Source organism: Polaribacter glomeratus (assembly GCF_002954665.1).
Lineage (GTDB): Bacteria > Bacteroidota > Bacteroidia > Flavobacteriales > Flavobacteriaceae > Polaribacter > Polaribacter glomeratus.
The window spans coordinates 285,200-302,904 of record NZ_MSCM01000001.1; the positions used below are offsets into that span (position 1 = coordinate 285,200).

General features: G+C 30.3%; 14 protein-coding genes and 3 tRNA genes. 6 read left to right on the forward strand and 11 right to left on the reverse strand.

Annotated features, from left to right (window positions below; all coding sequences use genetic code 11):
* Positions 1–83: 83 nt before the first annotated feature.
* From BTO16_RS01220 to BTO16_RS01255, 9 genes are all read right to left on the reverse strand, one after another.
* Positions 84–779, reverse strand: coding sequence for a CPBP family glutamic-type intramembrane protease (locus tag BTO16_RS01220; protein WP_105019863.1), 696 nt, complete (start codon positions 777–779; stop codon positions 84–86).
* Between the two features lie 282 nt (positions 780–1,061).
* Positions 1,062–1,502 carry a hypothetical protein gene (locus BTO16_RS01225; RefSeq protein WP_146105325.1) on the reverse strand — a complete coding sequence of 147 codons (441 nt, stop codon included), beginning with the start codon at positions 1,500–1,502 and terminating at the stop codon, positions 1,062–1,064.
* 369 nt (positions 1,503–1,871) lie between these two features.
* The gene (locus tag BTO16_RS01230) at positions 1,872–2,468 is read right to left on the reverse strand and encodes a mobile mystery protein B (protein ID WP_105019865.1); all 597 of its coding nucleotides are present in this window, start codon (positions 2,466–2,468) and stop codon (positions 1,872–1,874) included.
* Positions 2,459–2,920, reverse strand: coding sequence for a mobile mystery protein A (locus tag BTO16_RS01235; protein ID WP_105021464.1), 462 nt, complete (start codon positions 2,918–2,920; stop codon positions 2,459–2,461). Before BTO16_RS01235 ends, BTO16_RS01230 begins: the two co-directional genes overlap by 10 nt.
* A gap of 603 nt (positions 2,921–3,523) precedes the next feature.
* Positions 3,524–4,078: a PhzF family phenazine biosynthesis protein gene (locus tag BTO16_RS17915; protein ID WP_317045802.1), complete on the reverse strand. Its 555-nt coding sequence runs from the start codon at positions 4,076–4,078 to the stop codon at positions 3,524–3,526.
* Entirely contained in the window at positions 4,051–4,269 is a 219-nt protein-coding gene (locus tag BTO16_RS17920; RefSeq protein WP_262503026.1) for a PhzF family phenazine biosynthesis protein, read from the reverse strand. Before BTO16_RS17920 ends, BTO16_RS17915 begins: the two co-directional genes overlap by 28 nt.
* A gap of 62 nt (positions 4,270–4,331) precedes the next feature.
* On the reverse strand, positions 4,332–4,730 hold the full coding sequence (locus BTO16_RS01245; RefSeq protein WP_262503044.1) for a sigma-70 family RNA polymerase sigma factor: 399 nt from the start codon (positions 4,728–4,730) through the stop codon (positions 4,332–4,334).
* A gap of 317 nt (positions 4,731–5,047) precedes the next feature.
* A complete protein-coding gene (locus tag BTO16_RS01250) occupies positions 5,048–5,575 on the reverse strand; it encodes a hypothetical protein (protein ID WP_105019866.1) in 528 nt (175 codons plus the stop codon).
* Positions 5,576–6,336: 761 nt separating this feature from the next.
* Complete coding sequence (locus BTO16_RS01255) at positions 6,337–8,904, reverse strand: ATP-dependent Clp protease ATP-binding subunit (RefSeq protein ID WP_105019867.1); 2,568 nt, start codon at positions 8,902–8,904, stop codon at positions 6,337–6,339.
* A 263-nt stretch (positions 8,905–9,167) separates the two neighbouring features.
* On the opposite strand from BTO16_RS01255, the gene gyrA reads away from it, so the two are divergent.
* Together gyrA and BTO16_RS01265 are read left to right on the forward strand one after the other, a co-directional pair.
* Positions 9,168–11,687, forward strand: coding sequence for a DNA gyrase subunit A (gyrA, locus tag BTO16_RS01260; RefSeq protein WP_105019868.1), 2,520 nt, complete (start codon positions 9,168–9,170; stop codon positions 11,685–11,687).
* Between the two features lie 33 nt (positions 11,688–11,720).
* Entirely contained in the window at positions 11,721–12,965 is a 1,245-nt protein-coding gene (locus BTO16_RS01265; protein ID WP_105019869.1) for a tetratricopeptide repeat protein, read from the forward strand.
* A 54-nt stretch (positions 12,966–13,019) separates the two neighbouring features.
* On the opposite strand, the gene BTO16_RS01270 is transcribed toward BTO16_RS01265, so the two are convergent.
* Both BTO16_RS01270 and BTO16_RS01275 read right to left on the reverse strand, forming a co-directional pair.
* Positions 13,020–13,787, reverse strand: coding sequence for a C40 family peptidase (locus BTO16_RS01270; RefSeq protein ID WP_105021465.1), 768 nt, complete (start codon positions 13,785–13,787; stop codon positions 13,020–13,022).
* A 14-nt stretch (positions 13,788–13,801) separates the two neighbouring features.
* Complete coding sequence (locus BTO16_RS01275) at positions 13,802–14,977, reverse strand: acetyl-CoA C-acyltransferase (protein WP_105019870.1); 1,176 nt, start codon at positions 14,975–14,977, stop codon at positions 13,802–13,804.
* 136 nt (positions 14,978–15,113) lie between these two features.
* Here BTO16_RS01275 and BTO16_RS01280 point away from each other — a divergent pair, with 136 nt between their 5' ends.
* From BTO16_RS01280 to BTO16_RS01295, 4 genes are all read left to right on the forward strand, one after another.
* A complete protein-coding gene (locus BTO16_RS01280; RefSeq protein ID WP_105019871.1) occupies positions 15,114–17,177 on the forward strand; it encodes an HD family phosphohydrolase in 2,064 nt (687 codons plus the stop codon).
* A 101-nt stretch (positions 17,178–17,278) separates the two neighbouring features.
* Positions 17,279–17,362: transfer RNA gene (locus BTO16_RS01285), tRNA-Ser, on the forward strand.
* A gap of 15 nt (positions 17,363–17,377) precedes the next feature.
* Positions 17,378–17,455, forward strand: a tRNA-Pro gene (locus BTO16_RS01290).
* A gap of 27 nt (positions 17,456–17,482) precedes the next feature.
* Positions 17,483–17,556, forward strand: a tRNA-Arg gene (locus BTO16_RS01295).
* Positions 17,557–17,705: the final 149 nt, after the last annotated feature.

Below are 17,705 nucleotides of genomic sequence, written 5' to 3' on the forward strand. Positions count from 1 at the left end.
AACGAACCAGAGGAAATTCCGTAGGAATTTCCAAGTAGGCTATAACCAAGCAATTGGTTATACACGTTGTTGTAGCACGTTTTTTATTTTATTATTAATGATATTAGAGGTATTATTCCATTATTAAAACTATGAACACAAATCGCTAAAATTATTCCAGAATTTAATCTTGCATAACTATAAATAAATCCAGCTACAAGATGCGGTAATATAACTATTGGTGAGAAAATTAATAATTCAATTGTTAATTCATAATTTACTAAATGTGGCAAACTAAATATTAAAAGTAATCCATAAAATATTTTTCGCCTATTCACTTTCCATAATTTGGAAAATAAGTCAACATTTTTTTGATTTAAACTTAAATATAAAATAATACCAATTCCTAAAGCAATTAATATACAATACAGTTTTTCAAGTTCTAATAGGTTTTTTAAAATGAAATAAGAAATTCCGATTGTAGTTGTTGTTAAATTCCGTTTTGAAAACAATAATCCAATTCTGTATGTGAATTCTTCTATAATCGGTCCAATAATCGCAACCATTAAAATTTTTAGGATTGGACTATAATCTCTTAATTTTTCTCCAGTAATGTTCTTTGGTATTTCAAAAATTCCATAATAATCCAAGAAGTAAGAAATTCCGAAACAAAACGCTTTCAGAAGTATCATTATTCCGTAGAGTTTCAATCCAAGAAATATAGTTTCTTTTAAATTTCGTTTTTCTTTTGGTAAGAATCCAGATTTAGCTAAAATCCAAATATTTTTAAATTCGTTCAAAAGTTTGTGGTTTTTCTCAAATGTGCTACAACCTAATATTGATATGATTTCGTTTTAATGACATACATCAGTGGTTAGCGAAGTTAGGATTTTTCACGTAAAAAGTCAATAGGGAAAAAGCCCTTTTTTTTAAATATTTATTGTTTAGTAGATTATATTTAACATAAAATTCGGTAGTTGAAATTTTAAATTCAATATTCTGATTGTTTGATGTGTAGCTCAATTTTTCTTGAGCAAATATTGATATTGGTAAAACCAATATCAATATTAAGTATATTTTTTTCATTGTAATTCAATTTTTGTTAATGTTAATAGTTGATAAGATATGTTTGAAATATCAAATCTTTTTTCACAAACTTCTTTTAGTTCTCCAGAGAACTTTACGTTTAAGGATGTTTGAGAATTTAAAATGCTTAAAATTTCATTTGTAATTAAATCTTCATTGCAAACAATCATATGTTGTGCGCAATTTGAACAGCTAGAATCTGTAATAGTAATCCAATATCTATTTGTGTAATAACTATTCGATTGTGTTTGTTCTTTGTATGTAATTGCTCCTATTAATTGAGTTGATTCGTTAATTATAGCTTTCGTTTCAGAATCACAGCCACAATTAGGTTGCGTGTCATCTTTATTACAATTACTGAAAATTAGAATTATAAAAAAGAATAAATAAGAAATAGTTTTTCTTAAACTTTTCTTTTCGTTGTTTTTTGTTTTCATTTTTTTCTTCTTTTTATTCATTAGCATGTTGTTTTTATTGTTAATATTAATTTTTGAGTTCGCAATTTCGTTCTCAAATTGGTTACAACTTAACACTGATATGATTTCGTTTTAATGACTTATATCAGTCGTTAGCGAAGTTAGAATTTTTCACGCAAAAAGTCAATAGGGAAAAACCCTTTATTTTAAAGCAAATAAGATGTTTGGTTTTTACTTTTAAAAATTGATATTTTGGAGTCTAGTGTCGTTCGTGTTTTTCATGAGTTTATACTTAGTTTTTCAATAGTAAACGTAATTTAAAAATTTACTTTAATTTTTAGAATAGGCGAGAAGTAGCGATTACTTACAACGTTTGTTAGCTTTAATTATTTAGTTTTCGGCAAACTTTAGTAAAGGATTTATGTTTCCATTATCAGCCGCTCTTAGCGCTTTAATGTATGCTTTTCTTGTTTCATCTGCTTTGACCATGTTAGACATTTGCCAGCTAAAAATTTCTTCTCCAAAAATAGATTCAATAATGATATCTGCCATCATTCTTGAGTGTCTACCATTTCCATTTGGAAAGCAATGTATTGCTACAATTCTATGTTTAAATCTAATTGCAATTTCTTTAGGTGTATATGTTTTATTTTCTATCCAGTATTTAGTATCGTCAAAAAGGTTCTTTAATTCTATGGCTATTTGAGTCCAATTTATTCCAATATTTTTATTAGACATTCTAAACTCGCCGGCCCATTTCCAGATATCGCCAAACATTTTTTTGTGAAAATCTTTTATAAATTTTTCGGTCAATATTTTTTCAGATTTTAAATGTGCACGCAATGTCCATTCTACAGCCTTTTCAATATTTAACTGTTCAAACTCGTCGAGTTCTTTTTGTGTTGTTATTGATTTTATTTTAAGACCTTCTTTTTCATCCTCATCTAAAGGTGTTTGGCCGTCTTCATATGTAAGATTTAATCCCATAACGACTTTCTCATTTCCCTTTTTATCTCATTTGCCAAGTCTGTTATCAAGTCATTAATTTTATAATCACCGATTCCTTGGTCTTCTAGCTTCATGTTTTGATTTGTTCTTAAAACAATTTTTCGAGCCAGTTTTTCAGCTTTTAAATTTATTAGATCTTCAATGCTGCCATTTTTAGGAACATAACCATATACAAATTGCATGTCTAATGCTTTACCAACATCTCTTAATTTATGAACGGTAATTTGACCTGTAGCTTCGCGTTCTTCAATTTTTTGTACAGCTCCTTTGGTCACATTTAGTTTGGTGCCTAATTGTTCTCTAGTCATATTAAAGGTAGTTCTAATGGTATGAATCCATCCTTTTTGTGGAACTAGAACCATACCTGCACTTTTAAATTCGACTAATTTTTGATCTAATTGTTCTATGAGTAGTTTTTTTTTGTTTCTCATCAGTTTTTTTTTGTACATATAGGTAGTTAGATTAGTGCTAAAGTATACAAATATGTATAAATAAACAAAAAAAAGAATACCTATATGTATTTTTTTTATTTAAAAGTATACGTATAAGTATGTTTTTTAGAGAAAGATACAACTCAAATTAAGTTAATATAGTTTTGACTTGTATTTGTTTTAATGACTTCTATCAGTAAGTAAGGGAGTTAAAATTTTTTGCTCAAAAACTCAATAAGGAAAAATCCCTCTTTTAAAACAAACAAAATGTTTGGTTTTTACTTCTTTAGAAATTGATGGTTTCGAGTTGTTTGACTAGGTTTTGTAGTTGGCTTTTTTATCCGCTTGCTAGTACGATTGTTATTTTAAAAAGAAAATTTATTAAATAAAGACTTACTTGCAAAAGTGTAGAAAGCTTTTTGCAAGTAAACTTAAAAAATGAAAATAACTTTACATGATTTTTGTGGGTACTTTTAGATGTTAATTTCAACTTCCAATTGTCTATTTAGTATTCCTTTTCCGCCAGCCATTAAATCTTTTATTTTTCCTTTTTCTATTTGTAAGTTAACAATAATAAGACTTTTTGAAGGTTCTTTTATATATTTACCTTGTTGATGTTAATTTTTTTTTCTTAACTTTTAAGATATCAAATAAATAACATGCAAGTGGTCCAGCAGCCATTCCTGTTCCTGACTCTTCTAATATTCCATAACGTGGACCAAACATTTTTGATGTAGCATCATATTTTATATCCGTAGAAAATACATAGTACCCAATTAAATCAAACGCTTCACTAATTTCGTTTATTAGCTCAAAATCAGGAATTATATACTTTAAAATTTTATAATTTTTTACAGGAACAAGTATAAATGAGTTGCCGGTATTTACTAATTGGATTGGCGTATTTGGCATTAAGTCAATTTTCTCTAATCCTAATGATTTTAGAATTACGCTTTCTTTGTGGCTTACATCCATATATTTTGGTGCTAGCTGTTCCATAAAAGCTAAATCCCCAATTATTTCTATTTTTCGTTTCCCGTCTATAGTTTCTTTTGATGAACTGTCGTTATGTAAAACGCCAATTTGTTTTAAATAAGAAAATGTGGCTACCGTAGCATGTCCGCAGTGCGCTATTTGTTTGGGGTAAAGAAGTCTAATTTAAAGTCTTCAGTTTTAGATTTTGAAACAAAAGCAGTTTCAGATAAACCTACTTTTTTAGAAATTTCAAGTTTATCTTTATTAGATAAATCATTTGCGTTTAAAACTACTCCTGCTGGGTTGCCACCTTTTCCGTTTTCAGCAAAAGCGTTAAGAATTTGTACTTTAACTATTTTTTTTGAACTGTCCATGATACTATTTTTTTATGTTATATAAGATGGACGGTATTCGTTAGAAAAAGACGTAGTTAACTCTAATTATTTTCAAAGTTTAATAATTTACCAGTTTTATCAGACTCAACATTTAGGCAATCTAATATTCTTTCTTTTAAAATTTCTTTCGCTTTTTGAACTCTTGATTTTGTTCTAGAATACGAATTTTTTAAATGTTTAGCCAACTCTTTTTGCGAGTAGTTTTTACAGGGTGTTAAAATAATTGCTTCTTTATGATGAGAAGAAAGGTTTTCTATCTTTTGATTGATAGAGTTGGTTAGGTTTGCGTATTCAAAATTATCAGTATCTGTTTCAGAAATATCGAAATCATTTATGAATAGATTTTTATCTTTTACTTTTCGAAAATAATCGATAAAAGTATTTCTTGTAATTTGATATACCCAAGATGTAAGTTTAGAAGTATGTTTTAGTTGATGAATTTTAGTTTGAACTTTTTAAAAAACATCTTGATGAATGTCTTTTGATGTCTGTTCATCTTTTACTTTTCCTAAAATGAACCTATAAAGCTCTTCGTTTAGATCAATTCAAATAGTATTAATTTCAGTTTTCAAAATTTTTGTTTTTTCAGCTTTTACACAATTTAATATTTATGTAGTTTAGTTTTAATGATTTAAAATAGTCTTTAGTTAGGTTAGTAATTTTCATTTAAAAAGATAACAAGCAAAATTTTTTGGGTTAAAATTTACAGTTCTGTTTTATTTACCCTTTTTTGCATAGCAATTATAAAGTAAAGCTATTAATTAAATTTTAATGATTCAAACATTACTCCGTAATCATCAATATACTTATTAAAAGAGGCCGAATTTGCATAATAAGAGTAGCTGTAGAAGCTTAAGTTATACTCAAAATACATATGTCTAATTATATGGTATTTTAAGTTCATGTTAAATTTTTCGTCTACAATATACGTTTTACCAAACTTAGTTTCAATAATCGTTTCTTCTCTAAAATAATCTGTTACAAATCTTTTGTTTGTAGATTCTTTAGCAACTACTTCGCTTAAAGTTAAATTTGTGTCTTTTGTTTTGGGTATAGTACGTACTTGAATTTGAATATCTGGATATTTACTATTTTGGCCTATTGGTTTATAGCCTATTTCTCTATGTATGTCTAAAAAAGAATGCCAATTTTCTGGCAAGACTAATTTATATTCTAAAGAATTTAATTGATTTTCTAGTACAGTGTTTTCTTTCTGTTTTACTTTTAAGTTAGTTGCACAACTGGCAAGTAGTATCAATAAATGTAGTAAGATATACTTTTTCATATTTTAAAAATTACTTTAGTTAACAAAACTAAAAGCTGATTAAATAGCACTTTTAACAAACTTAATACTTTTTATCAAAAGTAAATAGTAAAAAATATTTTTTTAAATCACTACTATTTAAGACTTCCTTTTTTTGAACTTTATTAAAAGTCGTCAAGTATAGAATTCATAAAGTTTTACACGATTGGTGCACGAGGTCTGTTCTAATTGTGGTGTTGTTAAATTTATTTTTAATATGTAGCTAAGCTTGTAATAAACAACTTAAATTAAATGATATAAAAGTAGTTTAAACTTTTTAGCGGAGTTACTATTTTCAATTAAAAGTGCGGTGCGAAAAAATGTATTTTCTTATTTAATGTTTAGCTTATTTTTTAGGTATCTAAAAAAAAATCTGACTTTGATTATTTCAAATTCTACTTAAATAAGTTGAAGAGGTTTTTACTCTGATTAAATTTAAATATGTATAAACAAGCCAAATTACTTATTTCTATTTTTTAATAAATGTTTCACAGAAATAAAAATTAGCAGTAAGATTGATAATATTGAAAAAGCACCAATAACCAATAACACGTTGTATGGTAAAGTAATTTCTAAGAGAACCATTATTTAATTTTTAGGGAAAACTTTCAGGTGTTGTAAACAAACTTATCACATAAATTTTAAACAAATATAATTTTTTTTTAAAAACTAAAAAAGGGGAAAAACCCCTTTTTTTTAAGGCAAAAAAAAACTCCAAACTTTCGTTTGGAATTTTTATTATTTTAAGATTTTGTTTCTGTTCTTGTTTCAGGTTTCTTTTTACCTTTTTTTATTTTGATGGTGAGCTCATTTTTCTCTTCATCTAACTCCATAGAAATAGTGTCTCCTTCAGAAAGTTTTGAGTTTACAATTTCTTCGGCTAAAGCATCTTCAATATATTTCTGAATCGCTCTTTTAAGCGGTCTTGCTCCGTACTTTTTATCAAAACCTTTGTCTGCTATGTAATCTTTAGCTTTATCACTTAATTCTAAAGTATACCCTAAATCAGAGATTCTACTCAGTAGCTTACCTAACTCAATATCAATTATAGAATGGATATCTTCTCTTTCTAGTGCATTAAAAACAATTACATCATCAATTCTGTTTAAGAATTCTGGAGCAAAAGATTTCTTTAAAGCACCTTCAATTAAAGATTTTGCATTGGCATCTGCTTGTGCTGTTTTAGATTCAGTTCCAAAACCAACACCGCCTCCAAAATCTTTTAATTGACGAGAACCAATATTAGAAGTCATAATAATTATGGTATTTCTAAAGTCTATTTTACGTCCTAAACTATCTGTAATATGGCCATCATCTAAAATTTGTAGCAACATATTAAAAACATCTGGATGCGCTTTTTCAATCTCATCTAACAAAACTACAGAATATGGTTTTCTTCTAACTTTCTCTGTTAATTGTCCTCCTTCTTCGTAACCTACATATCCCGGAGGTGCACCAATTAAACGTGAGATTGCAAATTTTTCCATGTATTCGCTCATGTCAATTCTAATCAAAGAATCATCAGAATCGAATAATTCACGTGCTAAAACTTTAGCTAATTGCGTTTTTCCAACACCAGTTTGACCTAAAAAAATAAAAGAACCAATTGGTTTGTTAGGATCTTTTAACCCAACTCTATTTCTTTGAATTGCTTTTACAACCTTGGTTACAGCTTCATCTTGCCCAACTACTTTTCCTTTTATCATAGAAGGTAGCTCGTGTAATCTGTGTGTTTCTGCTTCTGCCACTCTATTTACAGGAATCCCAGTCATCATAGAAACTACTTCTGCAACATTATCTTCGGTAACAATTTCTCTATTTAGTTTAGAGTCATCTTCCCATTGCTTTTGCGCAGAATTTAACGCAGATTCAATGTTTTTTTCATCATCACGCAATTTTGCGGCTTCTTCGTATTTCTGACCATTAACTGCTTTTGTTTTACGATCTCTAATAATTTCTAATTGCGATTCTAGTTCTAAAACTTGTTTAGGAACCACAATATTTGTGATATGAATTCTAGATCCAGCCTCATCTAAAGCATCAATTGCTTTGTCTGGCAAATAACGATCTGTCATATACCTGTTCGTTAATTTTACACAAGCTTCTATAGCATCGTCTGTGTAATTTACATGATGATGTTCTTCATACTTGCTCTTAATATTTTGTAAAATTTGTATGGTTTCTTCTACGGATGTCGGATCTACAATTACCTTTTGAAAACGACGCTCTAATGCACCGTCTTTTTCAATATTTGTTCTAAATTCATCCAACGTAGTTGCGCCAATACATTGTATTTCGCCTCTTGCTAAAGCTGGTTTTAACATGTTAGAAGCATCTAAAGAACCCGTTGCGCCACCTGCACCAACAATGGTATGAATTTCATCAATAAATAAAATGATATCATCATTCTTTTCAAGCTCATTCATTAGCGCTTTCATACGTTCTTCAAACTGACCACGATATTTTGTACCAGCAACTAAGCTTGCTAAATCTAGAGAAACAATACGCTTATCAAACAGAATTCTTGAAACTTTACGTTCAACAATTCGCAGCGCCAAACCTTCTGCAATGGCAGATTTACCAACTCCAGGTTCTCCAATTAACATTGGATTGTTTTTCTTTCTACGACTTAAAATTTGAGAAACACGTTCAATTTCTTTTTGTCTACCAACTACAGGATCAAGTTTTCCTTTTTCTGCCAAATCGGTTAAATCTCTACCAAAATTATCTAAAACCGGAGTTTTAGATTTTTTTACATTTTTTCCTTTTTGAGATTGGTCAAAAGGATTTGATTTTTCTGAGGCATAATCTTCATCATCCGAAGGCGTTTCTGCAATTGGGTTAGAAGGTAAGTCTGCCTCTGTATTATCTACATGTAATTGTTTGTATAAAGCTTTTGCTTCATCATAATTTACATGGTATTTTTGAATCAACTTTGTAGTTGGGTCATTTTCATTTCTTAAAATACACAGTAATAAATGTGCCGTATCTATAGATTCACTTTGATACAATTTAGCTTCTAAAAAAGTTGTTTTTAGTGCTTTTTCTGCTTGCCTTGTTAGGCTCAAACTAGGTTTATCTGTGCGCTCTATAAATGAAGGGTCAGTAGGGTTTAATTGTTCTAACCGCTTGCGTAATAAATTTAAATCAACATTAAATGCTGTTAAAATTTCTATTGCTTTTCCTTCTCCTTTTCTAATTAAACCTAATATTAGATGCTCAGTTCCAATAAATTCGTGGCCTAATCTTAAAGCCTCTTCTTTACTAAAAGTGATTACATCTCTAACCTTTGGTGAAAAATTATCGTCCATATTTCTTTCTATATTGATGTAAATTTAGTCCTTTTTTTTTTGAATAATTACAAAAAATATGCCAATACAAAAATAACTGACAGTTTGACTATTTAGAACAAGATATAAAACTCTACGAAAGCAAGCAAATAAATTGTTGTTAAAAATTATCAAAAAATGTTGATAACTCTAGTTAATTACACCGCCTAAAACCTTTGTAGATACTATTAGAAGTAGTATCTTGCCTTGTTTTAAAAATTTGAATAAATATTAATAAAATATATATGGCAGAGGGAGAAAAGTTAATTCCTATTAACATAGAAGATCAGATGAAAGCTGCATACATTGATTACTCAATGTCAGTAATAGTCTCAAGAGCATTACCAGATGTAAGAGATGGTTTAAAGCCAGTTCACAGAAGAGTATTGTTTGGTATGCACGAATTAGGGATTAAGGCAACTGGATCGTATAAAAAATCAGCAAGAATTGTTGGGGAAGTTTTAGGTAAGTTTCACCCACATGGTGATACTTCTGTGTATGATTCTATGGTGAGAATGGCACAACCTTGGAGCGTTCGCTATATGATGGTTGATGGCCAAGGTAACTTTGGTTCTGTAGATGGCGATTCTCCTGCAGCAATGCGTTATACAGAGGTTAGAATGCAAAAAATATCAGAAGACATGTTAGCTGATATTGAAAAAGATACTGTAGATCACCGTTTAAATTTTGATGATACTTTACAAGAACCAACCGTTTTACCTACACGTATTCCTAATTTATTAGTAAACGGAGCTTCGGGTATTGCAGTAGGTATGGCAACAAATATGGCGCCTCATAACTTAACAGAAGTTATTAATGGTACCGTTGCATATATCGATAATAGAGATATTGATATTGATGAATTAATGCAACACATAACTGCACCAGATTTTCCAACAGGAGGAACTATTTATGGTTATGATGGTGTAAGAGAAGCTTTTCATACGGGCCGTGGACGAATTGTAATGCGCGCAAAAGCTATTATCGAAGAGGTAAAAGGACGTGAGTGTATTATTGTTACAGAAATTCCGTATCAAGTTAACAAAGCAGAAATGATTAAAAAAACTGCTGAACTTGTAAATGATAAAAAATTAGAAGGAATTGCAAATATTAGAGACGAGTCTGATAGAAACGGTATGCGTATTGTTTATATCTTAAAACGTGATGCAATACCTAACATCATTTTAAATAAATTATATAAATATACACAACTACAAACCTCTTTTAGTGTAAATAATATTGCTTTGGTAAAAGGTAGACCAGAACAATTAAATTTAAAAGAGTTAATTCATTATTTTGTAGAACATAGACATGAAGTTGTTGTTCGTAGAACAGAATTCGAATTAAAGAAAGCAGAAGCAAGAGCGCATATTTTAGAAGGGTTAATTATTGCATCGGATAATATAGATGAAGTAATAAGAATTATTAGAGCTTCTACAAATGCCGATGAAGCAAAAGAAAGTTTAATTACACGTTTTGAGTTAACAGATATTCAAGCAAAAGCAATTGTAGAAATGCGTTTGCGCCAGTTAACTGGTTTAGAACAAGATAAATTAAGAGCAGAATTTGACGAAATTATGTTAACAATTGCCGACTTAAAAGATATTTTGATAAATGAACCAAGACGTTATGAAATTATAAAAGACGAATTATTACATATTAAAGACAAATATGGTGATGATCGTAGATCTGTAATTGAGTATGCAGGTGGCGATATGCGTATAGAAGATATGATTCCAGACACAAAGGTTGTGGTAACAATTTCTAATGCAGGCTATTTAAAACGTACAAACCTTGATGAATATAAAGTTCAAAATAGAGGAGGTAGAGGTCAAAAAGGTGCAACTACAAGAAATGAAGATTTCTTAGAGCATTTATTTGTTGGTACAAACCATCAATATATGATGTTCTTTACTCAAAAAGGTAAAGTATTCTGGATGCGAGTTTATGAAATTCCAGAGGGTGGTAAAAACACAAAAGGTAGAGCAATGCAGAATCTAATCAATATTGAACAAGATGATAGCGTAAAAGCCTTTTTAGTTACCGAAGATTTAAAAGATGAAGAGTATATTAATAGTCATTATGTAATTATGGCAACTAAAAAAGGTCAAGTTAAAAAGACTTCTTTAGAGCAATATTCTCGTCCAAGATTAAACGGAATTAACGCAATTACCATTAAAGAAGGTGATGAGTTATTAGAGGCGAAATTAACAAATGGTAATAGCCAAGTAATGTTGGCTTTAGCATCTGGTAAATCAATTCGTTTTGAAGAAGCAAAAACGAGACCAATGGGTAGAACTGCTTCTGGTGTAAGAGGTATTACACTTCAGCACGATAAAGATGAAGTTATTGGTATGGTTGCTGTAAATGATACGGAAACCGATATTTTAGTAGTATCTGAAAAAGGATATGGTAAGCGTTCTAGTGTTGATGATTATAGAATTACAAATAGAGGAGGTAAAGGAGTGAAGACTTTAAATATTTCTGAAAAAACAGGTAATCTAGTAGCAATTAAAAATGTAGATGATTCTAATGATTTAATGATTATCAATAAATCTGGTCTTACTATTAGAATGGCTGTAGAAGATTTACGTGTAATGGGTAGAGCAACACAAGGCGTTCGTTTAATTAAGATTAAAGAAGATGACAGCATTGCCGCAGTAGCTAAAGTTGTGCATGAAGAGGAAGATGAAATCGAAGATGTTGATGGTGAAAACGAAAATGGCACGGAAATTGAAAATGATTCAAATGAAAATCAAGAATAACAATAAATCAAATTAAATTAAACACTCATTAAAATGAAAAAACAAATTTTAGCGCTTTCTATTGGATTAATCACCATTGGTGCATTTGCGCAAAAAGACGAACTAAAGGCTGCTGGAAAAGCACTTAAAAAAGACGACTTTAAAGCAGCTCAAGAAGCTATTATGCCATTAGAAGCTATGGAAGCAACCATGGATTCTAAATACAAAGCAGAGTACTATTTTATCAAAGGGCAAGCTTATGGTAAAATGGATGCAAAGAAAGCAGCAGAGGCATACAACCAATTATTTGCTTATGAAAAAGAAATTGGTAAAGCAAAATATACTAAAGAAGCGCAACCAAAACTAAATGATTTAATTCAGTTTGTTTCTAACAATGCAATTAAGCTTTATAATGACGATAAAGACTATAAAAAAGCAGCAGAAAATTTTTATTTAACATATAAGTTAAGTCCTACTGATACCTCTTTTTTATATAACGCAGCCTTAAGTGCTTCATTAGGAGAAGAATATGATGCTTCATTAGGGTATTATAAAGAATTGCAATTGGTAGGTTATACGGGTCTTAGTACTCAATATATGGCAACAAATAAAGAAACAGGAGTGGTTGAAGATCTTGGTACTAAAGTGCAAAGAGATTTAATGGTAAAGTCTGGTTCTTATATATTGCCTACTACAGAAGTGTCAGAATCAAAGCAAAGCGAAATTGTTAAAAATATTAGTTATATTTTAATTAATCAAGGAAAAACTGATGAGGCAATTGTTGCTATAAAAGAAGCTAGAAAGTCAAATCCATTAGACTTAAACCTTTTATTAAATGAGGCCCAATTATATATTAAATTGGATCAAATGGATAAGTTTGGTGCCTTAATGCAAGAAGCTATAAAATTAGACCCAACAAATGCAACTTTATTTTTTAATTTAGGTGTTGTGAACGCTAATGAGAAAAAAACCGAAGATGCAATTGGATATTATAAAAAAGCAATTGAGTTAGACCCAGACTATGCAGATGCTTACATGAATTTAGCAGTTGCAATTTTATCTGGAGAAGAAGCGATCGTTGTTGAAATGAATAAAAACTTATCTAATATAAAAAAGTATGATGAGTTAGAGGTAAAGCAAAAAGATTTGTATAGAAAAGCTTTGCCTTATTTAGAAAAAGCAGATGAAATTAATAGATCAGAAGATACTGTTAAATCACTATTAAATATTTATGATCTTTTAAGAATGAATGATAAAGCAGATGCTTTAAGAGTAATTTACAAAAAGATGAGACAATAACATTTTTCTCTTAATTAATAGAAAAAAACCGAAACTTAAAAGTTTCGGTTTTTTTTATATCATTTTTTTAATAACTCTAAGTTTATGGGTATGCTTTTGTAAATCGGCATTAAAAATACCACTATGATCTAAAGTGTCAATCCTAACCTTACCATGTGCATGTATAATATGGTAATCATTTAGAATAATACCAACATGTATAATTTCTCCTTCTTCATTATCAAAAAAGGCTAAATCACCAGGTTCACTTTCTTCAATAAAACTTAAAACTTCACCTTGTTTAGCTTGTTGTTTTGAATCTCTTAATAATTTGTAGCCACAAAGTTTGTAAGCCATTTGTGTAAAACCAGAGCAATCAATACCAAAAGGAGTTTTTCCTCCCCATAAAAAAGGAGTATTTAAATAGGTGAAAGCGTTTTTAATGATCTCGTTTTTAGGAAGTATACCGCTAAAAACTGCACCATCGTATGCATACCTTTTAGAGTTCATTATAAATTCATTATTGATAAAATTTGGCAATCTAGAACCCAAAGGAATTGTAATTAAATCGTTCGTAGAACTTGTAATAAAATCAATTACTTCACCAGAATAAATAGGTTCTTTGGTTGATAGCCTATGAAATATTTCTTCAGAAATTTCTTCAAATTGTTTATTATCAACATAGCCTTCATACTCGTCAAAAGAGATTCGAACTTTACTCCAATATTTACCTTTTTCAAGGATTGTAAAATGCTCACCAAATAGCATCTGACTTGTCATTTCTGACTTGTCTGAAGCCTCTGCTCTTATTGGGGTTATACTAAGATTGCAAATACCGAAAATCAAACTTATATTTTTTAAATTCTTTCAATAATCATTGCGCTTGCACCACCACCACCGTTACAAATAGCTGCAGCACCAATTTTTGCATTGTTTTGTTTTAAAATAGAGGTTAAAGCAATTACAATTCTAGCTCCAGAAACACCTAAAGGATGTCCTAAAGACACTGCACCACCATTTACATTTACGTTTTTATCATTAAGACCTAAAATTTTCATATTTGCCAAACCAACAATTGAGAAAGCTTCATTCAATTCAAAATAATCTACAGCATCTAAAGAGATATTTGCTTTTGCTAAGGCTTTTGGCAATGCTTTTGCAGGTGCAGTCGTAAACCATTTTGGTTCGTGAGCAGCATCAGCATAACTTAATATTTTTGCAATCGGAGTTATATTTAATTCTTTTGCTTTATCCGCAGACATTAAAATTAATGCAGCTCCACCATCATTTATAGTTGATGCGTTTGCAGCAGTTACGGTTCCATCTTTTGTAAAAGCAGCTCTTAATGCAGGGATTTTTTCTATAAATACATTTTTATATTCTTCATCTTCAGAAAAAAGGACTGGTTCTCCTCTTCTTTGCGGTATCGAAACGGGTACAATTTCATCAGAAAATTTACCTTCGCTCCAAGCTTTTGAAGATCTATTGTACGATTGAATGGCAAATGCATCTTGATCTTCTCTAGAAAACTCATATTTAGTAGCACATTCATCGGCACAAACACCCATTGCAACATTTTCATAAGCATCTACCAAACCATCTTTTTGCATACCATCTTCCATGGTAATTGGTCCGAATTTAGAACCATTTCGAGCATGTTGATAATGAGGAATTGAACTCATGTTTTCCATACCTCCCGCAACAACAATATCCGCATCTCCCAAAGCAATTGCTTGGGCAGCTAACATAATTGCCTTCATGCCAGAAGCACACACTTTATTAACCGTTGTACAAGGCACTGTATCTGGAATGCCAGCATGAATGGCAGCTTGTCTCGCAGGTGCTTGTCCTAAACCAGCAGAAACTACATTTCCCATAAAAACTTCATCTACTAAATTAGCATCTAAGTTAATTTTTGCCAAAGCTCCTTTTATGGCAGTTGCGCCTAAAATTGGAGCAGGAATCGAAGATAAACTCCCCATAAAACTTCCTATTGGTGTTCTTGCTACTGATACTATTACAACATCTTTCATACGTTACGCTTTGTGTTTTTATTCAAAATAAGATATGGCTAAAATAGCCAAATAATATCAAAATGAAATCTTAATAGATGTGTAATTTTTAAGCTTCACAATTTTACTGTAAGTTTGTGTATTAAGAGAAATACGAATGAGTGAAATAATAAATAAAATCTACAGAAACAATACCTTTATTTACAAGGTGTTTTTATTTTTGATTACAACTGTAGCCATTGTCTATTTGTTTCCGAAAGGAGGTCAGTTTAAATACGATTTTACCAAAGGAAAGCCTTGGCAGTATGATAATTTACAAGCTCCTTTTGATTTTGCAATTCAAAAAACAGCCGAAGAAATTGTCATTGAAAAAAAGAATATAGAAACGAATTCGAAAAAATATTTTCAATACGATTTAGCGGTTTTATCTGATGTAAATCGAGCCTTTAATAGCAGGATTAATTTAATTAAACCTACTGATACTTTTACAAGAGATGAAATTAATCAACTAAAAAAAACAGGAGAAAATGTTATACAGCAAGTTTATAGCGTTGGTTTTCTAGAAGTTGTAAGTGAAGGCAGGGCTTCTAAAAAAGATGAAATAATTGCACTCATAAAAGACAACGAAGTACAGGATGTATTGTTTAAAAACCTGCTAACTTCTAAAAATGTTTTAGCAATTATAAACATTAACTTAGGCAAAGAACCCTATTCTTTTGGGCAAAAACAAATGTTAAATCTTTTAGCAAGTATTATAAAGCCCAATGTTTCTTATGATACGCTCTACACCGATAAAATAATAGCAAACGACATCAGTCATATTTCTTATACAAAAGGAAAGGTAACTTTAGAAGAACTTATCATTTTAAAAGGAGACATTGTAGAAGGTAGAAAATTAGCCATATTAAATTCTTTAAAAAGCGAATTTGATTCTAAAGTTTGGACAGACTCTAATTATAATTGGATTGTATTTGGCTATACCATACTGGTTTCTTTAGCATTATTGATGTTGCTTTTATTTCTTCATAAATACCGAGTAGATATTTTTGAGAATAATAATAAAGTAACTTTTATATTCTTTAATGTATTTGCCATGATTTTTATACAAACATTGGTTATTAAATACAATTCAGATTATTTATATATTGTTCCGCTAAGTATATTACCCATTATTTTAAAAGCTTTTTTTGATGCTCGTTTGGGCTTGTTTGCGCACGTTTTAACCGTCTTACTTTTAGGTTATATTGTGCCAAATAGCTTCGAGTTTATTTACTTACACATTATTGCCGGTATTGTAACTATTTTAACTGTTTCAGAATTATACAAAAGAGCAAACTTGTTTATTTCTGTGGCACAGATTACAGGTATTTACATGATTACGTATTTTGCATTTTCTATTATTAAAGAAGGAAATGCTTCACAAATAAATTTAAATTATTTTATGCTTTTTGCGGCAAACGGATTGCTTTCCTTTTTATCAATCATCTTAATTTATATTTATGAAAAAGTTTTTGGGTTAGTGTCTGATGTTACTCTTTTAGAGCTTTCAAACACAAATACGAAGTTATTAAGAGAGTTAAATGAAAAAGCGCCAGGAACATTTCAACATTCTATGCAAGTTGCAAATTTAGCAGAAGCAGCAGCCAACGAAATAGGAGCAAACTCAATGTTAGTAAGAACAGGAGCTTTGTATCATGATATTGGTAAAATGTTAAATCCTACGTACTTTATTGAAAATCAATCTACAGGCGTAAATCCGCACAACGATTTATCACCAAGAGACAGCTCAAAAATAATTACAGATCACGTTATAAAAGGAGTTGAATTAGCTAAAAAGTACAATTTACCAGATAGAATTATCGATTTTATAAGAACACATCATGGTACAAGTTCTACCTATTATTTTTATAAAAAAGAACAAGAGTTAAATCCGGATACCCATATAGATATTAAAAATTTTCAATATCAAGGTCCTATTCCTTTTTCTAAGGAGACAGCAATTTTAATGATGTGTGACGCTGCAGAGGCGGCTTCAAAAAGCATAAAAGTACCTACTGCGCAAACAGTCAATGATTTAATTGATAAAATCATAGACAAACAGATGGCCGATAATCAGTTTTTAAACGCTGATATTACGTTTAGAGAGATAAAAGTTATTAAAAAAGTGATCAAGAAAAAGCTGATGAATATCTATCATTTAAGAGTTGAATATCCAGAATAAAAAAAATATAAAAAAAAGTTAGAAACAATTTGCTAAATTGTTTTTTGAATACTACATTTGCACTCGCAATTTTAAATAATTGTGATAAGTTCTAAATTTAAGGAGAGGTGCCAGAGCGGTAATGGAGCAGATTGCTAATCTGTCGACGGGTGACTGTCGCCAGGGTTCGAGTCCCTGTCTCTCCGCAAATTTATTTAGTTCGGGGTGTAGCGTAGCCCGGTCATCGCGCCTCGTTTGGGACGAGGAGGTCGCAGGTTCGAATCCTGCCACCCCGACCAAAGTTGTCGTAGCAACTTAAAAACTACGGGCTCTTAGCTCAGTTGGATAGAGCACCTCCCTTCTAAGGAGGCGGTCGGAGGTTCGAATCCTCCAGGGCTCACTTAAAGCTTCACAGAAATGTGAGGCTTTTTTGTTTTTTACTAGGTTTGCCAAACTTTTAAAAACGGTAAAAGAATACTAAGTAGCAGCCAAAAAGCAGTGTTAGTAAGCAATCTAAAAGTTGTACTTAAGTGTTTAATTGATACTTAA

Coding starts and splice junctions, on each gene's coding strand:
- BTO16_RS01275 (WP_105019870.1), bottom strand. CDS start 14,977: ATGAAAGATGTTGTAATAGTATCAGTAGCAAGAACACCAATAGGAAGT.
- BTO16_RS17920 (WP_262503026.1), bottom strand. CDS start 4,269: ATGGACAGTTCAAAAAAAATAGTTAAAGTACAAATTCTTAACGCTTTT.
- BTO16_RS01265 (WP_105019869.1), top strand. CDS start 11,721: ATGAAAAAACAAATTTTAGCGCTTTCTATTGGATTAATCACCATTGGT.
- BTO16_RS01235 (WP_105021464.1), bottom strand. CDS start 2,920: ATGAGAAACAAAAAAAAACTACTCATAGAACAATTAGATCAAAAATTA.
- gyrA (WP_105019868.1), top strand. CDS start 9,168: ATGGCAGAGGGAGAAAAGTTAATTCCTATTAACATAGAAGATCAGATG.
- BTO16_RS01280 (WP_105019871.1), top strand. CDS start 15,114: ATGAGTGAAATAATAAATAAAATCTACAGAAACAATACCTTTATTTAC.
- BTO16_RS01230 (WP_105019865.1), bottom strand. CDS start 2,468: ATGGGATTAAATCTTACATATGAAGACGGCCAAACACCTTTAGATGAG.
- BTO16_RS01225 (WP_146105325.1), bottom strand. CDS start 1,502: ATGAAAACAAAAAACAACGAAAAGAAAAGTTTAAGAAAAACTATTTCT.
- BTO16_RS01250 (WP_105019866.1), bottom strand. CDS start 5,575: ATGAAAAAGTATATCTTACTACATTTATTGATACTACTTGCCAGTTGT.
- BTO16_RS01255 (WP_105019867.1), bottom strand. CDS start 8,904: ATGGACGATAATTTTTCACCAAAGGTTAGAGATGTAATCACTTTTAGT.